At 69.0% G+C, this 18466-nt stretch carries 11 protein-coding genes; 10 read left to right on the forward strand and 1 reads right to left on the reverse strand.

Annotation, left to right across the window (positions count from 1 at the left end; genetic code table 11):
- Positions 1 to 166 precede the first annotated feature (166 nt).
- The 6 genes from ACFVV5_RS10695 (at position 167) to ACFVV5_RS10720 (ending at position 12789) form a co-directional block, all read left to right on the forward strand.
- A complete protein-coding gene (locus ACFVV5_RS10695) occupies positions 167 to 1591 on the forward strand; it encodes a serine/threonine-protein kinase (RefSeq protein ID WP_387243161.1) in 1425 nt (474 codons plus the stop codon).
- The gene (locus ACFVV5_RS10700) at positions 1591 to 7494 is read left to right on the forward strand and encodes an Ig-like domain-containing protein (RefSeq protein WP_387243165.1); all 5904 of its coding nucleotides are present in this window, start codon (positions 1591 to 1593) and stop codon (positions 7492 to 7494) included. Before ACFVV5_RS10695 ends, ACFVV5_RS10700 begins: the two co-directional genes overlap by 1 nt.
- Positions 7495 to 7588: 94 nt before the next feature.
- Positions 7589 to 8560, forward strand: a complete 972-nt coding sequence (locus tag ACFVV5_RS10705) for an AAA family ATPase (RefSeq protein ID WP_387243168.1) — start codon at positions 7589 to 7591, stop codon at positions 8558 to 8560.
- Positions 8557 to 9900 carry a DUF58 domain-containing protein gene (locus ACFVV5_RS10710; protein ID WP_387243171.1) on the forward strand — a complete coding sequence of 448 codons (1344 nt, stop codon included), beginning with the start codon at positions 8557 to 8559 and terminating at the stop codon, positions 9898 to 9900. Before ACFVV5_RS10705 ends, ACFVV5_RS10710 begins: the two co-directional genes overlap by 4 nt.
- 1 nt (position 9901) lies before the next feature.
- Positions 9902 to 12220: a transglutaminase family protein gene (locus ACFVV5_RS10715; protein WP_387243173.1), complete on the forward strand. Its 2319-nt coding sequence runs from the start codon at positions 9902 to 9904 to the stop codon at positions 12218 to 12220.
- 65 nt (positions 12221 to 12285) lie between these two features.
- Positions 12286 to 12789 carry a hypothetical protein gene (locus ACFVV5_RS10720; RefSeq protein WP_387243176.1) on the forward strand — a complete coding sequence of 168 codons (504 nt, stop codon included), beginning with the start codon at positions 12286 to 12288 and terminating at the stop codon, positions 12787 to 12789.
- 6 nt (positions 12790 to 12795) lie between these two features.
- Here the strand turns inward: ACFVV5_RS10720 and ald are convergent, their stop codons facing one another.
- Complete coding sequence (gene ald / locus ACFVV5_RS10725) at positions 12796 to 13920, reverse strand: alanine dehydrogenase (RefSeq protein WP_387243179.1); 1125 nt, start codon at positions 13918 to 13920, stop codon at positions 12796 to 12798.
- A 368-nt stretch (positions 13921 to 14288) separates the two neighbouring features.
- Between ald and ACFVV5_RS10730 the strand changes: the two genes are divergently transcribed.
- Genes ACFVV5_RS10730 through ACFVV5_RS10745 form a run of 4 tightly spaced genes read left to right on the forward strand, consistent with a single transcriptional unit; the run spans position 14289 to position 18425 of the window.
- Positions 14289 to 15503 carry a PotD/PotF family extracellular solute-binding protein gene (locus ACFVV5_RS10730; protein WP_387243182.1) on the forward strand — a complete coding sequence of 405 codons (1215 nt, stop codon included), beginning with the start codon at positions 14289 to 14291 and terminating at the stop codon, positions 15501 to 15503.
- Positions 15503 to 16702, forward strand: a complete 1200-nt coding sequence (locus tag ACFVV5_RS10735) for an ABC transporter ATP-binding protein (RefSeq protein ID WP_387243185.1) — start codon at positions 15503 to 15505, stop codon at positions 16700 to 16702. Before ACFVV5_RS10730 ends, ACFVV5_RS10735 begins: the two co-directional genes overlap by 1 nt.
- On the forward strand, positions 16702 to 17625 hold the full coding sequence (locus ACFVV5_RS10740) for an ABC transporter permease (RefSeq protein WP_387243188.1): 924 nt from the start codon (positions 16702 to 16704) through the stop codon (positions 17623 to 17625). The genes ACFVV5_RS10735 and ACFVV5_RS10740 overlap by 1 nt, the downstream gene beginning before the upstream one ends.
- Complete coding sequence (locus ACFVV5_RS10745) at positions 17622 to 18425, forward strand: ABC transporter permease (RefSeq protein WP_387243191.1); 804 nt, start codon at positions 17622 to 17624, stop codon at positions 18423 to 18425. Before ACFVV5_RS10740 ends, ACFVV5_RS10745 begins: the two co-directional genes overlap by 4 nt.
- Positions 18426 to 18466 lie beyond the last annotated feature (41 nt).

The following is an 18466-nucleotide window of genomic DNA, read 5'->3' on the forward strand; positions in this document are numbered from 1 at the left end:
TGGGGGTGGGTGAGTTGTCCCCAGTCTGGGAGGAAGGCACCGGAGGCCCAGGGGGCGCTGCCTACAATGGTGGAACGATTGCCGAGGGGCCCGTGCGGCGGCGCGAGGCGGACCTGAGACCACGAAACCAGCATCTGCGGGTGCACGAGTCGAACCGGGAGGCGATATGGCGCGACGTCTGCCCTCACAACCGCCCAATCTCCCCGGTTTCTCCTACGTCCGGGTGCTCGGCTCGGGCGGATTCGCCGACGTGTTCCTCTACGAGCAGAACATGCCCCGCCGTCAGGTCGCCGTCAAGGTGATGCTTGCCGAGGTGGTCACGAGCCACGTCAAGCAGATGTTCCAGGCCGAGGCCAACCTCATGGCGCAGCTCAGCACGCATCCGTCGATCCTCACCGTGTACCAGGCGAGCGTGTCGGCCGACGGCCGGCCCTACCTCGTGATGGAGCTCTGCTCCGCGGCCATCGGCCAGCGCTACCGCACCGAGCCCTTGTCCGTTCCGGAGGCGCTGAGCGTCGGCGTGCGCATCGCCAGCGCCGTCGAGACCGCCCACCGTGCCGGCGTGCTGCACCGCGACATCAAGCCCTCCAACATCCTCTCGACCGCTTACGGGCATCCGGTTCTCAGCGATTTCGGCATCGCCGCGACGCTCGGCGAGGCCGATGTGACCGAGGCGATCGGCCTGTCCATCCCGTGGTCTGCGCCCGAGGTGCTGCTCGACGAGACGAGCGGCACGATCGCCAGCGAAGTGTGGGCGCTCGGCGCCACCATCTACTCCCTGCTGGCGGGGCGCTCGCCGTTCGAGGTGCCGGGCAAGGAGAACACCTCGTCGGAGCTCATCCAGCGGATCACGAAGGGGAGACCGCAGCCGATCGACCGGCCCGACGTGCCCGCCCGACTCGAGCAGGTGCTGGCGAGGTCGATGTCGAAGAAGCCGTCGGCCCGCCAGCGGAGCGTTCTCGAGTTCATCCGCGAACTGCAGGCCGTGGAGACGGAGCTGGGCCTGCCGCAGACGCCCATCGAAGTGGCGATGGACGACTGGGCGCTCGCCACGGCCGACGATCCGGAGGACCGAACTCGCATCAAGGGCGTGGTCTCCGTCGACCCGTCCGGGCTCCGCCGCCGCCGACGGCAGTCCACGACGCAGACCGTGACGCGCGGGTCAGGCCGCACCGTCGTGCGGGAGAGCATCGGGAGCAGCCCGAGCGCTCAGGCCCCCGCCCCGCCGCGCTGGTCGCGAGCGCTCGTGCTCTCGGTCGCCGCCTGCGCGGTGCTTGTCGTCGCCCTCGCGATCACGGCGATCTTCGTGCTGGTGAAGGTCTCGGCCAGCACCGAGATCCCCACCGTGCGCGACCTCTCCGGGCGGGTGGCGAGCGAGACCATCGTCTTCACCTGGAGCGATCCCGGCCTTCAACCGGACGACACGTATCAGGTGGCGGTCGGCGATCAGCCGCCCAGCGTGCAGCACGCCACCGAGTTCCGGGTCGATGCCAAGCAGGGCGAGACCGTCTGCGTGACGGTCACCGTCAACCGCGACGGCAAGACCGGCGAGCCGAGCGGGCAGAAGTGCGTCGAGCGGGTGAGCGGCTGATGTGGAAATGGCTGGCCGCCCACAAGTCGCTCGCCGCCACGGCGACGAGCGGAACGGCTGTCGTCGCCCTGGTGACGACGCTCGCGGTGGTGTCGGGCGGCTACAGCGCGCAGCGCATGGATCTGGGCGACGCCGCCGTCTGGGTGGCGAGCGACGCCAAGAAGGCCATCGGCCGGGCGAACACGGAGATCGACAAGCTGAACTCCGTGGTCTCCGGCACGGGCGAGGCCCTCGACGTGGCGCAGGACGGCGGCAACGTGCTGATCGTCGACAAGGAGACCAACACGGTCGCGGTCGTCGACCCCGCCACCAGCGAGGCCGGCAAGAGCGTGGCCCTGCCTCCCCGCAATCCCCGCGTGCACCTGTCGGGCGACCATGTCGCGCTGGTCTCCGAGACCACCGGGCAGGTCTGGCTGACGACGGTGAAGCAGCTGGAGGAGTTCAACGCCGGCTCGGCGGCCACGATCGACCTGGGCGGTCAGGCGACGACGGCGATGGACACGAACGGGGTGCTCTACGCGTTCCTGCCCGACACCCGGACCGTCACGCGCATCGACACCAGCGGGGACGAGCCCTCGACGACGTCGACGAAGGTTCCGACCACCGGCGACGGTAAGAACGACACCCTCACGGTCGTGGGCGGAAAATGGGCGCTGCTCGACCCCGACCAGCGCACGCTCTACCTCTCCGGCCGCACGATCGACCTCTCCGGCGTCGTCGCCTCCGGCAGCGACGCGGTGCTGCAGCAGCCGAGCGCCACCGGGAGCGCGGTCTGGATCGGCACGTCGGCCGGCCTCGTCGAGGTCCCCTTCGACGGCTCGGCGCCGAGTGCGGCGGTCGCGGGAGCATCCGGGGCCCCTGCCGCACCCGTCGTCGTCGGCGACTGCACCTACGCCGCCTGGTCAGGAGGATCGACCTGGCGCGAATGCTCCGGCAGCGGGTCCGGTCAGCGCGGAACGCTCAGCGCGGTTCCGTCCGGCGCGGCGCTCGCGTTCCGCGTCAACGGGGACAGGGTCGTGGTGAACGACGCGAAGTCCGGTGTCGCCTGGGCGGTGCAGAGCGGCAACACGCGCATCGACAACTGGGACGAGCTGGTCACCAAAGACAGAACCAAAGAGCTGGTCGACCAGAACAAGCAGGACACCGCGCCGGAGTACGAGAAGCAGCAGCAGCAGCCCGTCGCCGTCGCCGACCGGTTCGGAGCACGCCCGGGTCGCGTGACGCCGCTGCCGGTGCTGCTGAACGACTACGATCCGAACGGCGATGTGCTCGTCATCGACTCGTTCACCTCGATCCCGCAGCAGCGCGGCATCCTGGAGCTCACCAACAGCAACCAGCAGCTGCAGATCACGCTCCCCGAATCGGCCACCGGCACGATCGCGTTCGACTACACCATCTCCGACGGGCGCGGCGGGACCGCGACCGCCCACGTCGTCGTCGCGGTGCGGACGGCCGCCGAGAACTCGCCTCCGGTCTGCACCCGGACCGCCAAGGCCGTGGTGCAGACGGGCGGCCGGGTGAGCAGCCAGGTGCTCGGCGACTGCTACGACCCCGACGGAGACTCCTTCTTCCTCGCGGGAGCGACGGTCGCGGGCCCCGACACCGTCACGTTCACCCCGCAGGGCCAGGTCGCCTTCTCCGACCACGCGAAGGGCGGAACGCTGAAGGACGTGTCGCTGATCGTCTCCGACGCGCGCGCGCAAGGTACGGGCACGCTGGCCGTGACGGTCCGGCCGCCGGGCCAGGTGCCGATCATCGCCGACCCCTTCGCGGTGCTCGCCTACCAAGACCAGGAGGTGACGGTGAAGCCGCTCGCGCACGTGCGCGGCGGAACCGGTACCGTGCGCCTGAGCAATGTCCCGACCAAGGCCGACGCGACGCTCACGCCCGACTACCAGGGCGGCAGCTTCCGTTTCGACAGCGGTCAGGTCGGCACCCACAACATCGAGTACACCGTCACCGACGGGGTGATCACCACCACCGGCACCGTCCGGATCGACGTCAAGGCGCCGCCCGGGGCGAACACCGCGCCCATCCCGGTGCCGCACACCGCCTTCATCCGCGAGCAGACGACGCAGGACGTCGACGTGCTCTCCACCGACATCGACCCGTCGGGCGGCGTGCTCCTCGTCACCGGCGTCACGCCGCCGCCCGTCGCGTCGGGCGTGCGCGTCGAGATCCTCGGACAGCGGACGCTGCGCGTGACCCTCAACCGCCCGCTCGACGCCCCCATCGACTTCCACTACCGGCTGAGCAACGGGCTCGCCGAGGCCGAGGGAACCGTGACCGTGGTGCAGTTGCCGCCGCTCACCGTGCACCAGCCACCGATCGCCGCACCGGATGCCGTCTCCGTGCGTGTCGGCGACGTCGTCGACATCCCCGTGCTGGCCAACGACGTGCAGCCCGACGGCGACACGCTGACGCTGGACCCGAAACTCGCGACGCCGCTCCCGTCCGGCGCCGGACTGCTGTTCGCGAGCGGGGACGGGCTGCGCTACCTGGCCCCCTCGAAGCCCGGCAACTTCACGGCCGCCTACCGGGTGGTCGGGGAGGACGGGCAATGGGCGACGGCCGACGTGAACATCTCGGTGCGCGAGCGCGACGAGGCCACCAACAACCCGCCGGTGCCGAAGACCGTCACGGCGCGCGTGCTCGCCGGCGACGTCGTGCGGGTGACCATCCCGCTCTCCGGCATCGACCCCGACGGCGACTCCGTGCAGTTCATCGGACAGGAGACCAACCCGCAGAAGGGCGCCGTCATCGCGTCCGGGCCCGACTGGATGGACTTCCAGGCCGGGGAGTACGCAGCGGGCACGGACACGTTCACCTACGCGGTGGTCGACGCGCTCGGCTCCCGGGCGACCGGAACCGTGCGCGTGGGCATCGCCGCCCGCGTAGACGGGGCCCGCAATCCGGTGGCGATCGAAGACGACGTGACTGTGCGTCCCGGCAAGACGCTCTCGATCCAGGTGCTCGCCAACGACAGCGATCCGGATGGCAGCCCGCTGAACGTCACGCATGTCGCCTCGCTCGACGGCAAGGCCCGCGCCACCATCAAGGGCGACCTCGTGGTGGTGACGGCGCCCAAGCTGGAGGCGACGTACAGCTTCCTCTACACGATCCAGAACGCGCGAGGAGGCTCCAGCGAGAACTTCGTGCGCGTGACCGTGAGCAAGAACGCGCCGCTCGCGCGCCCGATCGCCGACGACACCGTGCTCGGGTTGTCGGACATCCTCGGCAAAGACCAGGTGAACGTCAACGTGCTCGCCAACGTGTTCTTCGCCGACGGCCCGGTGTCGAGCCTGGTCCTGCAGGTCGTGCCCGGGTACACGCACTCCGCGCAGGTGACGTCCGGCAAGCGCATCCGGGTGGCCATCACCGCGAAGAGCCAGATCATCCCGTTCAAGGTGTCCAACCCCGACGACGAGACCATCTCGGGTTACGCCTTCGTGCGGGTCCCCGGCTACGACGACGCGCTTCCCCAGGTGAAGCGCGGGGCGCCGAAGCTGTCGGTCTCGAGCGAGAAGACCCTCACCATCCACCTGAACGACTACATCGTGGCCGTCGGCAACCGCAAGGTGCGGCTCACCGACGCGGCGACCGTGCGGGCGACGCACGGCAACGGCGACGACCTGGTGGTCAACAGCGACACGCTCCAGTTCACCAGCGGCTCGCGGTACTTCGGGCCGGCGTCCATCTCGTTCCAGGTCACCGACGGGTCGTCCGCCACCGACCCGAACGGCAACGTCGCCACCATCGTGCTGCCGATCACAGTCACCCCGCGGCAGAACCAGCCGCCGGTGTTCACCGGTGCGCTCATCGACTTCGAGCCGGGGCAGTCGAAGACCGTCGACCTGACGAAGCTGACCAGCTACCCGTACGCGAACGACCGGGGCGAGCTCACATACACCGTGCAGGATCCGAAGCCCGAGGGCGTCGGTCTCTCCCTCAACGGCGACAAGCTGACGATCTCGGTGGACGAGGGAACGGCCAAGGGCGCGCATCCGTCGATCTCGATCGGTGTGAAAGACGCGGTCAACGCCGGGCAGGCGGGACGCATCGACCTCAATGTCGTCCCGTCGACGCGGCCGCTGGCCAGCCCGCAGGCCGACAAGGTCATCGCACCGCGCGGCAAGACCACCGTCGTCGACGTGCTGCAGAACGACGAGGCCACGAACCCGTTCCCGGGCAAGCCGCTGCGCGTCGTCGGGGTGCGCGGACTCAACAGCGCCAACCTCCCCGCCGGGGTGTCGATCACTCCGAGCGCCGACAACTCGACCCTCACGGTCACCGTCGCGTCCGACGCCGCGCCCGCCGACACCACGCTGCAGTACGAGGTGGCGGATGCGACCGGCGACGCCGACCGGGATGCGTGGGGCACCGTCACGGTCTCGGTGCAGGACCGCCCGTCGCCCGTGTCGAACGTGCAGGTCCTGGCGTTCGCCGACCGCGCACTGACGTTCTCCTGGATCCCCGGAGCGTTCAACAACTCGCCGATCACCGGCTTCGAGGTCACGGTCACCCGGGCGGCGACGGGACAGCTGGTGTCGACGACGACGTGCACCACCACGACCTGCGTGGTGCCGACCCCCGGGAACGGTCCGGACAATGCGGTGCACGTCTCGGTCGCCGCCCGCAACGCGCTCGGGCTCTCCGACCCGACGTCGTACGCGGAGGGCGTGTGGTCCGATGTCATCCCCGCGGCTCCGGCCGGCGTGTCGACCCTGCCCCTCGATCACGGTCTCCGGTTCACCTGGAACAAGCCGGCCGACGTGCCGGGCTCGAGCCCCATCACCTCCTACCTCATCGTCGTCGGGGGCGTGACGGCATCACTGTCGGTCGGCCGCGGGGACGCCGTGGGAACCTCCTATGCGCTGAACGTCACCGACCCCGGCATCGCCAACGGTGCCGCGATCGGGTTCACCGTCGCGTCGCGCAACGACTTCTACGCCGGGCGCACGACCTGGAACCAGGCGCAGGGGAGCGGCGTGCCTGCGGGCCCCCCGCTGCTCACCGGAACCGCGCCCGTCGCCACGCCGAGCCTGACCGACGGCACGACGGCCATCCTCAGCTGGCCCGGCGTCTTCGGAGACAACGGCGCCTCGATCACCCAGTACTACGCCGGCGTCTACGAAGGCGCAGCGCCCGGCTGCACGGTCACCGGCGTGGAGAGCGGCAGCCCGGTGCCGCACGTCGACGCCGGCCTGTCGCCGACCACCGGCGGGTCCATGTCGTTCTCGGGCCTCCACCCCAACCACAACTACTCGTTCATCGTCTACGCGTACAACGGCCAGGGATGCACCCCCGCCGCAGTCGTCACGGCGACACCGCGGCAGGCTCCCACCATGGCGACCCACGCGAGCATCTCGGCGGCTCTGGTCGGCAACGGCTCCGGCCGGTGGGACTTCAACCTCGACGGTCTCGACTACACCCCGGGAAGCGGTGGCGCGAACACGGCAGTGGCCTACCGGATCGTGGGCGACAACGGCGTCGTGGAGTCGGACACGCTCGGCGGCACCAGCGGCGTGCTCGTCGGCGCGGGCGGACAGCACTACGGAACGAACCTGACGCTCGTGATCGACCGGATCTGTGAGACCTACCCCGGCGGGTCGCGGGTGTGCTCCCCGCAGGGCGAGACGTACAGCCAGACCCTCGGGGTTGCGGTCAGCACCGAGCTCAGCGGGCTGAACTACGACGCCCCCAGCCGCACATTCACCTGGACGGGCTGGCCGACCGGCTCGTACGACGCGGTGACCTACAGCTGCGGCGAGGCCCCCCTGCCGATGCCGGCGGCCGGCCAGACCGCCAGCTGCGTCGTGCCGGACGGCCTGCCCGAGACACTGACGATCACGGTGACCGCGAACGGGCATCCGTACACGCAGAACTACCAGGGCAACGGATGATCGCCCGGGCCAACCGCCATACTGAAGGGCAACGTCCTTGACAAGCGAGGTGACAGTGGAGCCGTTCACGCAGACGACGGAGAGAAGCCAGAGCATGACCATGACTCCGGAGCAGGCCGCCTGGTTCTCCGGCGTGTTCGATCGCCTGGTGTCGAACATCGACACCGTGCTGCTCGGCAAGAGCGCCATCATCCGCCTCGCGCTCACGGCCCTCTTCAGTGAGGGCCACCTCCTCCTCGAGGACTTCCCCGGCACGGGCAAGACCTCCCTCGCCCGCGCGATCGCGGAGAGCGTGCGCGGGACCAGCAACCGGGTGCAGTTCACGCCCGACCTGCTGCCCGGCGACATCACCGGGGTCAACATCTTCGACCAGCGCACCGGAGAGTTCGAGTTCCATCGCGGACCGGTGTTCGCCAACATCGTCCTCGCCGACGAGATCAACCGGGCCAGCCCGAAGACGCAGTCCGCCCTCCTCGAAGTCATGGAGGAGCAGCAGGTCACGGTCGACGGCGTGCGGCATCCGGTCGGAGCGCCGTTCATGGTGATCGCGACCCAGAACCCCATCGAGCAGGCCGGCACCTACCGGCTGCCCGAGGCGCAGCTCGACCGCTTCCTGATGAAGGCCTCGATCGGCTACCCCGACCACGAGGCGACGCTGCGCATCCTGGAGGGCGCCGATCGCAAGGCGCACGACATCGTGGTCCCCGAGATCATCGGCGCGTCGACCGTGGTGGAGATGGGCACGATGGCGCGGAGCGTGCATGTCGACTCGAGCATCAACGACTACGTCTCGCGACTGGTCGACGCCACCCGCAACGCCGACGAGGTGCGGCTCGGCGCGAGCGTGCGCGGTGCGCTGGCGCTCGTGCGCGCCTCGAAGACGCTCGCGGCGTCTCTGGGGCGCTACTACGTGACGCCCGACGACGTGAAGGCGCTGGCCGAGCCGGTGCTCGCCCACCGCCTGGTGCTCGACCCGGAGGCCGAATTCGAAGGCGTCACCACCTCGAGCGTCATCGCGCAGATCCTCATCGAGACGCCGCCGCCCACTGATCGGCCCGCCGTGTGACGAACACTGTCAGTCGAACCCAGGTCGAGCTCACCAACGCGCGCGCCCGGATCGTCGGCACCCGCGACGGAGTGCTGGCGGACGCGATCGTGTGGTCGGTGCGCTCGACGCGCGTGCTGTGGTCGGGTGTCGCGACCGGATGGCGCTGGCTGAGCGGGGTCATCACCGCGCTCGGCTGGTCGATGATCGCCGTCTCCGTGCTCGCGCTGGTCTCCGGCTACGTCTTCGGCTGGACGGAAGCCGTCGTCATCGGCTGGACGGCGGTCGCGATGCTCGTCGTCGCCACCGCCTACCTGGCCGGCCGCAACGCCTATCAGGTGCAGCTCGCGCTGCCCGCCAACCGCGTGGTCGTCGGCGACAAGGCGCCCGGCGAGGTCACGGTGCATAACTCGACCCGCCGCAGATTGGCCGGGGTGCGCGTCGAGGTGCCGGTCGGCCACGGCCTCGCGGAGTTCGCCTCGCCGTCGCTGGTGCGGGGGGACTCGCACACCGACGTGTTCATCGTCCCGACCCCGCGCCGCGGGATCGTGCCGATCGGCCCCGTGCGCACGGTGCGCGCCGATCCGATCGGACTGCTCCGGCGCGAAGTGGTCTGGGCCGAGTCGCTCGACCTGTTCGTGCATCCGCGGACCATCGCCATCCCGAGCATGAGCACCGGATTCGTGCGCGACCTCGAAGGAGCGCCTACCCGCGACCTCACCGCGAGCGACGTGGCGTTCCACGCGCTGCGCGAATACCTGCCGGGGGACGAGCGGCGCAACATCCACTGGAAGAGCACGGCCAAGACCGGCAGCTACATGGTCCGCCAGTTCGAGGAGACGCGGCGCAGCCACCTGCTGGTCGCCCTGAGCCTCTCGGCCGCCGACTACGCGACCGAGGAGGAGTTCGAGCTGGCCGTCAGCGCCACCGGATCCCTGGGGGTGCGCGCACTCAAGGACTCCCGCACGGTGTCGGTCGTCGCGAGCGCCCTCACGCCCGACTTCGCCAAGCGGGCGGTGCACAGCGTGCGGCGGGTGAGCACCGTCAACCGGGGCCGCCTGCTCGACGACCTCTCCGGCGTCGAGACCGCCCAGACCGCCTTGCGGGTGACCGAGCTCGCCCGGATCGCGTCGGAGGACGCCGCCGGCACGTCGATCGCCTTCCTCATCTGCGGGTCGACCGTCACCGCCGCCCAGCTGCGCGCGGCTTCGCTGCATTTCCCGCTCGGCGTCGACGTAGTCGCGGTGGTGTGCGACGTCGGCGCGGTGCCGTCGCTGCGTCGCGTCACCGAGCTCAACGTGCTCACCATCGGCTTCCTCGAAGACCTGCAGAAGAGCCTCGCCAAGCGGATGGCGGCCTGACATGAACCGGATGCGCGGCCGACCGCTGATCGTAACGGTTCTGTTCGCCCTGGCGGCGACCGGGCTCGCAGCGTGGTCCTTCTGGGGCGTCTACCAGTCGAGCGCTTTCGTCGTGATGCTGGCCGTGACGCTCGTACTCGGCTCGGCGATCGCCGTGCTCGGCGCGCTGTTCCGCTGGCCGAGCATCGTGCTCGCCGCCCTCGTCGTCGCGGTGTTTCTGGGAGTGGGCGTGCAGGTCACCGTGCCCGGGGAGGCCTCGGCCGGGGGACTGCTGCCCACTTGGCCCGGATTCGTCGACCTGGTGCAGGCCACCTGGCTCAGCTGGAAACAGCTCGTCACGATCTCGCTGCCGGTCGGCTCGTACCAGGCGCTGCTCGTCCCCCCGTTCATCCTGACCCTGCTCTGCATCGTGGTGTCGCTGTCGGTCGCGCTGCGGGCGAAGCGCGGCGAGCTGGGGGCGATCCCGCCGATCCTGCTGCTGCTGGCGGGCATCCTCCTCGGGTCTGGCGTCTCGCCCGTCCCGCTCTGGCTCGATCTCACCCTCCTCGCTGTGCTCCTGGCCTGGACGATGTGGTTCCGCTGGCGGCGGCGGTCGGAGGCCATCCGGAGCCTCGCCGAACAGAGCGGGATGTCCGTCGAGTCGCCGCGTGAGCGCCGGTTCGTCGGCGCCCGCACCGTCGCCGGCGCCGCCGTGATCCTCCTGGTGGCCGGTATGGCCGGAACGGCGGCCAGCGTGCTGCTCCCGGCGCGGAGCGACCGGCAGGTGGTGCGCACCGCGGTCGAGCAGCCGTTCGACCCGCGGGCGTACGCGAGCCCGCTCAGCGGCTTCCGCGCCTACCTGCAGCCGGCGAAGACCGACCTGCCGATGCTCACCGTCAGCGGGATCCCCGACGACCGGCGCATCCGGATCGCCACCCTCGACACGTACGACGGGGTCACCTATGCGGTGGGCACCGACCAGGTCAGCAGCGCATCCGGATCGTTCACCCGGATGCCGTACCGGCTCGACCAGACCGGCGTGAACGGAGTCCACGACCAGATCTCGGTCACCGTGCGCGACTACAGCGGGCCGTGGGTGCCCGGAAGCGGGCAGCTGCAGCAGATCTCGTTCACCGGCTCCGACGCCTCCGATCTCAACGACTCGTTCTTCTACAACGACGTCACGGGCACCGCCGCAGTCACCCGCGGTCTGCACAACGGCGACGCCTACACGCTCGACACCGTGGTGAAGCCCGTGCTGACCGCCGACCAGCTGGCGAAGACGACACCGGGCAGCGCCGAGGTGCCCAAGCCGACCGTGGTGCCCGACGAGCTCCAGCAGACCCTTCAGAAGTACACCGCGGGCGCGACGGGTCCGGGAGCGAAGCTGGCGGCGGCCCTGCGCGGGATCGCCGCGGACGGGTACATCAGCCACGGGATCGCACCGGACGAGCCGCCGAGCCGATCCGGTCACGGCGCCGACCGCATCACCGAGCTGCTCACGGCCATCCCGATGCTCGGCGATCAGGAGCAGTACGCGGTGACCGCCGCGTTGATGGCCAGGCAGCTCGGGTTCCCGGCCCGCGTCGTCGTCGGATTCGTCGCACCCGTCGACGCCTCCGCCGGCCAGTCGATCACGCTCACCGGCTCCGACGTCTCGGCCTGGATCGAAGTGCAGACGGCCCAGGGCGGCTGGGTCACGGTCGACCCGACCCCGCCCATCCGGCCCGTTCCGCCCAAGAAGCCCGACCAGCCGACCCAGATCTCGCGCCCGCAGACGAACGTGCAGCCCCCGATCGACGACACGCCCGTGCAGCACGAAGAGCCGCCGCAGGCCGTGGTCGACAGTGCCGACCAGCAGAAGCCCGACCCGGTACTCGACACCATCCTCGGATTGCTGGTCATCGTCGGCTGGACCCTGCTCGTCCTCGCCGTGCTCGCGTCGCCGTTCCTGGCGGTCATCGGGGCGAAGTGGCGTCGGCGGTCACTGCGGCGGTCGGCGCCGACGGCCCTCGAACGCATCTCCGGCGGCTGGCGCGAGTTCGCGGACGCCGCCCTCGACCACGGGTACGAACCGCCGCCCGCCTCCACCCGGCGTGAGATGGCGACGACGATCGGCGGCTCCCGCGCGGCAGCTCTCGCGTCGGTCGCCGATCGTGCGGTCTTCAGCCCTACGGCTCCCAGTCCCACCGAGGCCGACTCGGTCTGGCGCGCGGTCGACGACCTGCGCCGGGCTCTCGCCAAGCGCGAGACCCGCTGGAGGCGGTTCGTCGCGGCCGTTTCCCTCCGATCCCTCGGTTACCGTGGGTGGGGCACCAACAGAAAGAAGGGCAGAGCGTGAATTGTCGGGTGTGTGGCAGCGAATTGGCCCAAGGCTCGCTGTTCTGCGGGTCCTGCGGCAGCTCGGTGACGGCGACGCGGGTGCGCCCGCCGTCGGTGGCCGACCCGCGCCCGTCCGACACCACCATCGTGGAGCCGTTGCCCAAGCCCGCCGTCGCCGGCCGATTCCCCGGCGACGATCTCGTCGACACCCAGGCGATGCTCATCGAGTCGATCGAGTCGGCCCCGCCGGTCGAGGAGCGCACGGTGCGCTATACGCTCAGCTTCTCATCGGGCGACATGGTCGAGGTCACCGGATCCGGCCTGATCGGCCGCCGTCCGATCACGCAGCCGGGGGAGGCGGTCGACCAGCTGGTCGCCCTCAACGACCCCGCGCGTTCGGTCTCCAAGACCCATCTCGAGTTCGGCCTGGAAGGCGACGAGCTCTGGATCTGCGACCGTTACTCCGGCAACGGCACGGTCGCCCGCCCGCTCGGCGGGGTCGCTCGGCAGTGCGAAGCCGGACGCCGGTACCGCGTGACCCGCGGCACCCGCGTCGAGATCGGCGACCAGTGGTTCGACGTCGGCTGACGCCGGCTACGACTGCGGGGCGAGCGCGGCCTCGATCGTTCCGGCCGTGAGGCCGTGGGCTTCGGCGACGGCGGCGTTGGTGACCGTGCCGGCGTGCGTGTTCAGGCCGAGCGCCAGCGAGGGGTCCGCCGAGAGCGCATCGCGCCAGCCGCGGTTGGCGATCGCCCGTGCGTAGGGCAGCGTGGCATTGGTCAGCGCGTAGGTGGAGGTGTGGGGAACGGCGCCCGGCATGTTCGCCACGCAGTAGAACAGCGACTGGTGCACGGTGAACGTCGGGTCGGCGTGCGTCGTCGGGTGCGAGCCCTCGAAGCATCCGCCCTGGTCGACGGCGATGTCGACCAGCACACTGCCGCGCTTCATGCGCGACACGAGCTCGTTGCTCACGAGCTTGGGGGCTTTGGCGCCCGGTACCAGCACGGAGCCGATCACGAGGTCGGAGGCGACGACCGCCTTGTCGATCTCGAAGCTGTTCGAGGCGATCGTCTTGATGCGACCGGCGTAGAGGGCGTCGAGCTCGCGCAGGCGGGCGATGTTCGTGTCGAGCACGGTCACTTCGGCGCCGAGGCCGACGGCGACACCGATGGCGTTGGTGCCGGCGACGCCGCCGCCCAGAACGGTGACGACGGCCGGGTGCGTCCCCGGAACGCCCGGAACGAGCAGGCCCGGGCCGCCGTTGGGCTTCAGCATCGTGTTGGCGCCGACGATCGGGGCCAGCCGGCCGGCCACCTCGCTCATCGGGGCGAGCAGCGGAAGGGCACGGTTCGGCAACTGCACCGTCTCATACGCGATCGCGGTGACCTGCGCGTCGATCAGTGCGCGCGTCAGCGACTCCTCGGCGGCGAGGTGCAGGTAGGTGAAGAGCACCAGGCTTGGGCGGAAGTAGCCGTACTCGCTCTCGACCGGCTCCTTCACCTTGAGCACGAGGTCGGCCGACTCCCAGATGCCGGCCGCGTCGGGGAGGATCGTCGCGCCCGCAGACACGTACAACTCGTCGGGGATGGACGACCCGACCCCTGCGTCGGTCTCGACGAACACCTCGTGCCCGTTGTTCACCAGATCGTGCACACCGGCCGGAGTGATCGCCACCCGGAATTCGTTGTTCTTGATCTCGCGGGGGATCGCGACCTTCATGGGGCTCCTTACACATCGGCGTGGTGGTTCGACCTCACCCTAGCCGCAACCGACTGACGATTTCGACCGGATTCTCTGCGTTCTTCTGCTGATTTCGTAAATTCTGTGTGACGAGATGGGCGATTTCCGCCCCCGGTCCCGCACGAGCATCCGGATGCCCGTGACGATCGGAGTCCCGAACTGCGGTTTCCCGTGCCGATTGCCCCGAACGGAACGGATTTCGTAAAGATTGTGTTTCCAAATGGCTGATTTGCCCCCTAATTGCTGCGCATCGCGTCGTCGTGTGCCAGGATCATCCCACCGCGACGGCGCGGAGAACGTCCGAGCGAACGATGTGAGATCGTGTTCGACCCCGAAGGAGCCCCCAAGTGAAATCCAGGCAGCTTCCGCAAGACCCGATGATCCAGAAGCTGGTGCAGGCGGCTCGGCAGTCGCAGGTGACGAGGCGCAACGTGCTGGCCGGCGCCGGTGCGAGCGCGGCCGCCCTGGCCCTCGCGGCCTGTTCGACCGGCGGTGCGTCCAGCAAGCCGACAGCGGCCGCCGACAAGTCGTCCTCCGACAAGACCCTGACCTGGGCGAACTGGCAGGCCTACCTCGACCAGGACGACGCCGGAAAATACCCGACACTGGAGGCGTTCGAGAAGCAGAGCGGCCTCGCAGTCAAATACGACGTCGCCGTCGACGACAACAACACCTACTACGCGAAGGTCAAAGACCAGCTCGCGCTCGGGAAGGACATCGGGGCCGACGTGGTCTGCCTCACCGACTGGATGATCGCCAGGCTCATCCGGTTCGGGTATGTGCAGAGCTTCGACGCGTCGAAGATCCCGAACAAGAAGAACCTCACCCCGGCCCTCCAGAACGCCGACTTCGACCCGGGTCGCAAGAAGTCCCTCCCGTGGCAGAGCGGCTTCGCCGGCATCTGCTGGAACAAGTCGAAGGTGCCCAACGGCCTCAAGTCGGTCGACGACCTGTGGAAGCCGGAGCTCAAGGGCAAGGTCGGCGTGCTGAGCGAGATGCGCGACACGATGGGCCTCATCATGCTGCAGCAGGGCGTCGACATCTCGAAGCAGTTCAGCGACGACGACTACAACAAGGCCATCGACAAGATCACCAAAGAGGTGAGCGACGGCCAGATCCGCAACATCAAGGGCAACTCGTACCTCAACGACCTGAAGAGCGGCGACACCCTCGCGGCCATCTGCTGGTCGGGCGACATCACGCAGCTCAACGCCGAAGCCGGAGACAACTGGGAGTTCATCCTGCCGGAGGCGGGCGGAACGCTCTGGAGCGACAACTACGTCATCCCGATCGGCTCCCCGCGCAAGTCGAACGCCGAAGAGCTCATCAACTACTACTACGAGCCCGAAGTGGCAGCCGAGGTCGCGGCCTGGGTGAACTACATCACGCCCGTGGTGGGCGCCAAGGAGGCGGCGGTCAAGATCGACCCCGCCCTGGCCGACAACCAGCTCATCTTCCCCGACGACACCACCCTCTCGAACGCCCACATCTTCCGCACCCTCACGCCGGCTGAGGAGCAGAAGTACCAGGCGGCCTTCCAGAAGGTGATCCTGGGCGCCTGATGGTCAAGGGAGTCTTCGCCGAGTCGGGCGCCGACCTGCAGCTGGTCGGAATCAAGAAGCGTTTCCCGGGGTTCACGGCGATCGAGAACCTCGACCTCACCATCCCCGCCGGTTCGTTCTTCGCGCTGCTCGGGCCATCCGGATGCGGCAAGACGACGACGCTCCGTCTGGTCGCCGGGCTCGAGGAGCCGACCGAGGGCCAGATCATCATCGGCGGCAAGGACGTGACCACGACCAAGCCATTCCAGCGGCCGGTCAACACGGTGTTCCAGAGCTACGCGCTCTTCCCTCACATGACGATCCTCGAGAACGTCGCGTTCGGGCTCCGCCGACGCAAGATCGGGGATCCGATCGCGAAAGCGCACGAAGCCCTGCGGCTGGTCGAGCTCGACCACCTGTCGGCGCGACGCCCGGCGTCGCTCTCCGGCGGACAGCAGCAGCGCGTCGCGCTGGCGCGTGCGGTGGTCAACCGTCCCGCCCTGCTGCTCCTCGACGAGCCGCTCGGAGCACTCGACCTCAAGCTGCGCCGTCAGATGCAGCTGGAGCTCAAATCGATCCAGAACGAGGTCGGACTCACCTTCGTGCACGTCACCCACGACCAGGACGAGGCCATGACCATGGCCGACACCGTCGCCGTGATGAACAAAGGCGCGATCGAGCAGATGGGCGCACCGGAGGTGCTGTACGAGCTGCCGGCGACGGTCTTCGTCGCCAACTTCCTCGGCCAGTCCAACCTGTTCATCGGACCGGTGCGGGATGACGGAGGAGACACTCTCGGCGTCGAGGTCGCCGGACACCGGCTCTCGGTGCCGAAGTCGCGCGCCCAGCGGCACAGCGGCAACGTGACCGTCGGCGTGCGCCCGGAGAAGCTGTCGCTGCACGAATCCGCGGCGAGCATCCCGAGCGGTCGCAATCAGCTGGGACCGGGCCGCGTCACCGATGTGTCCTTCAGCGGTGTGAGCACCCAGTATCTGGTCGCGATCCCCGGCCTCGGAACCGTCGTCGTGTTCGCCCAGAACATGGCAGCCGGCCCCGTCGTCGCGGTCGGCAGCGAGGTCTGGGTCGCATGGGAAGCCGCGCACACATTCGTGCTCGCCGACGAACCGCCGGCGGACGGCAAGTTCGCCGACGACACCGACACGAAGGCCGTCGCCGCGCAGGCGCAGCAGCGCCTGCTGTCGGAGCTCGAGGAGGCGTAATGGCCCTCGCCGCCTTCACGACCGCCGCCCCACCAGGCGTCGACCAGGAACCGGCGCAGCGGCGCAAGAGCGGGATCGCCTTGGTCCTGCTGCTGCCCGGCGTGCTCTATCTGGTGCTGTTCTTCCTGACGCCGCTCGTCTCCCTGATCATCACCTCCTTCCAGGCGCCCGTAGAGGGTGGCGACATCGGGCAGTACCAGGCGGCGTTCCGCTGGGAGAACTACACCGAGTCGATCGCGGAGTACTGGCCCCAGATCATCCGGTCGTTCGTCTACGCGCTCATCGCGACGGCCGCCGCCCTGCTGATCAGCTACCCGCTGGCCTATTTCATCGGTGTCAAGGTGCGGCGGTTCCCGCTGGTGCAGAACCTGCTGATGACCCTCGTCATCGCGCCGTTCTTCATCAGCTTCCTGCTGCGCACCCTGGCCTGGAAGCAACTGCTCTCCGACGACTCCTGGTTCACGAGCTCGCTGAAAGCGCTGTCGATCCTGCCGCCGGACGCCCACATCACCGGAACGGCGTTCTCGGTCATCTTCGGTCTGACGTACAACTTCATCCCCTTCATGACCCTGCCGCTCTACTCGACGCTCGAACGGCTGGACACGCGCCTGCTGGAAGCCGGCTCCGACCTCTACGCCAGCGCGTGGACGACGTTCCGCAAGGTGACGATCCCGCTGTCGTTGCCCGGAATCGTCTCGGGAACACTGCTGACGTTCATCCCGGCGGCCGGCGACTACATCAACGCGTCCCAGGACTTCCTCGGGGCCGCGGACACGTCGATGATCGGTAACGTCATCGAGAGCAACTTCCTGGTGCTGCAGAACTACCCGGTGGCGGCCGCGATGTCGGTCGTGCTGATGGCGGTGATCCTGGTGGTGGTCGGCTTCTACGTGCGACGGAGCGGGACGGAGGACCTGCTGTGAAAGGCTTCCGGTTCAAGGGCCTCGGGCTCGCCGTCTACTCGTTCCTGGCGCTGGCGTTCCTGCTGACGCCGATCGTCTACACGTTCATCTACTCGTTCAACGACGCGCTGAAGAACAACATCGCCTGGCGCGGGTTCACCTGGCACAACTGGACGAACGTCTGCGACGCGGCGGGCATCTGCGACGCGTTCGCGGCGAGCATCGGGATCGGCATCATCTCGACGGTCATCGCGACGATCCTCGGCACGATGATCGCGATCGCGCTGATGCGTTACCGCTTCCGGTTCCGGTCGCAGACCAGCCTGCTGCTGTTCCTGCCGATGGCGAGCCCCGAGGTCGTGCTCGGCGCCGGTCTCGCGGCCCAGTTCCTGAGCCTCGGGGTCAACAAGGGCTTCGGCACGATCATCATCGCCCACGTGATGTTCTGCATCAGCTTCGTGGTCGTGACGGTGAAGGCACGTGTCGCGAGCCTCGACCCGGCGCTGGAGGAAGCAGGACGGGATCTGTACGGGTCGCCGGTCGCGGTGTTCTGGCGCATCACGTTCCCGCTGCTCCTGCCGGGCATCCTGGCGGCCGCTCTGCTGTCGTTCTCGCTGAGCTTCGACGACTTCATCATCACCAACTTCAACGCCGGTGCCGTGACGACGTTCCCGATGTACATCTACATCGCGGCTTCGCGCGGCATCCCGGCCCAGGCCAACGTGATCGCCTCGGCGGTGTTCATCATCACGATCCTCGTGGTGCTGATCACCCAGGTGACGTCGGCTGCGCGAGCCAAACGGCTGGCGCGCATCCAGTAGCCCCCCAAAACCGTACGGCCCGGCACTCTCGCGGTGCCGGG

The organism is Leifsonia sp. NPDC058248, from assembly GCF_042881905.1.
GTDB lineage: Bacteria > Actinomycetota > Actinomycetes > Actinomycetales > Microbacteriaceae > Leifsonia.

Bases quoted from the DNA above. Each gene is read 5' to 3' on its own strand.
- ACFVV5_RS10715 (WP_387243173.1), top strand. From the start codon at position 9,902: ATGAACCGGATGCGCGGCCGACCGCTGATCGTAACGGTTCTGTTCGCC.
- ACFVV5_RS10735 (WP_387243185.1), top strand. From the start codon at position 15,503: ATGGTCAAGGGAGTCTTCGCCGAGTCGGGCGCCGACCTGCAGCTGGTC.
- ACFVV5_RS10700 (WP_387243165.1), top strand. From the start codon at position 1,591: ATGTGGAAATGGCTGGCCGCCCACAAGTCGCTCGCCGCCACGGCGACG.
- ald (WP_387243179.1), bottom strand. From the start codon at position 13,920: ATGAAGGTCGCGATCCCCCGCGAGATCAAGAACAACGAATTCCGGGTG.
- ACFVV5_RS10705 (WP_387243168.1), top strand. From the start codon at position 7,589: ATGACCATGACTCCGGAGCAGGCCGCCTGGTTCTCCGGCGTGTTCGAT.
- ACFVV5_RS10740 (WP_387243188.1), top strand. From the start codon at position 16,702: ATGGCCCTCGCCGCCTTCACGACCGCCGCCCCACCAGGCGTCGACCAG.
- ACFVV5_RS10695 (WP_387243161.1), top strand. From the start codon at position 167: ATGGCGCGACGTCTGCCCTCACAACCGCCCAATCTCCCCGGTTTCTCC.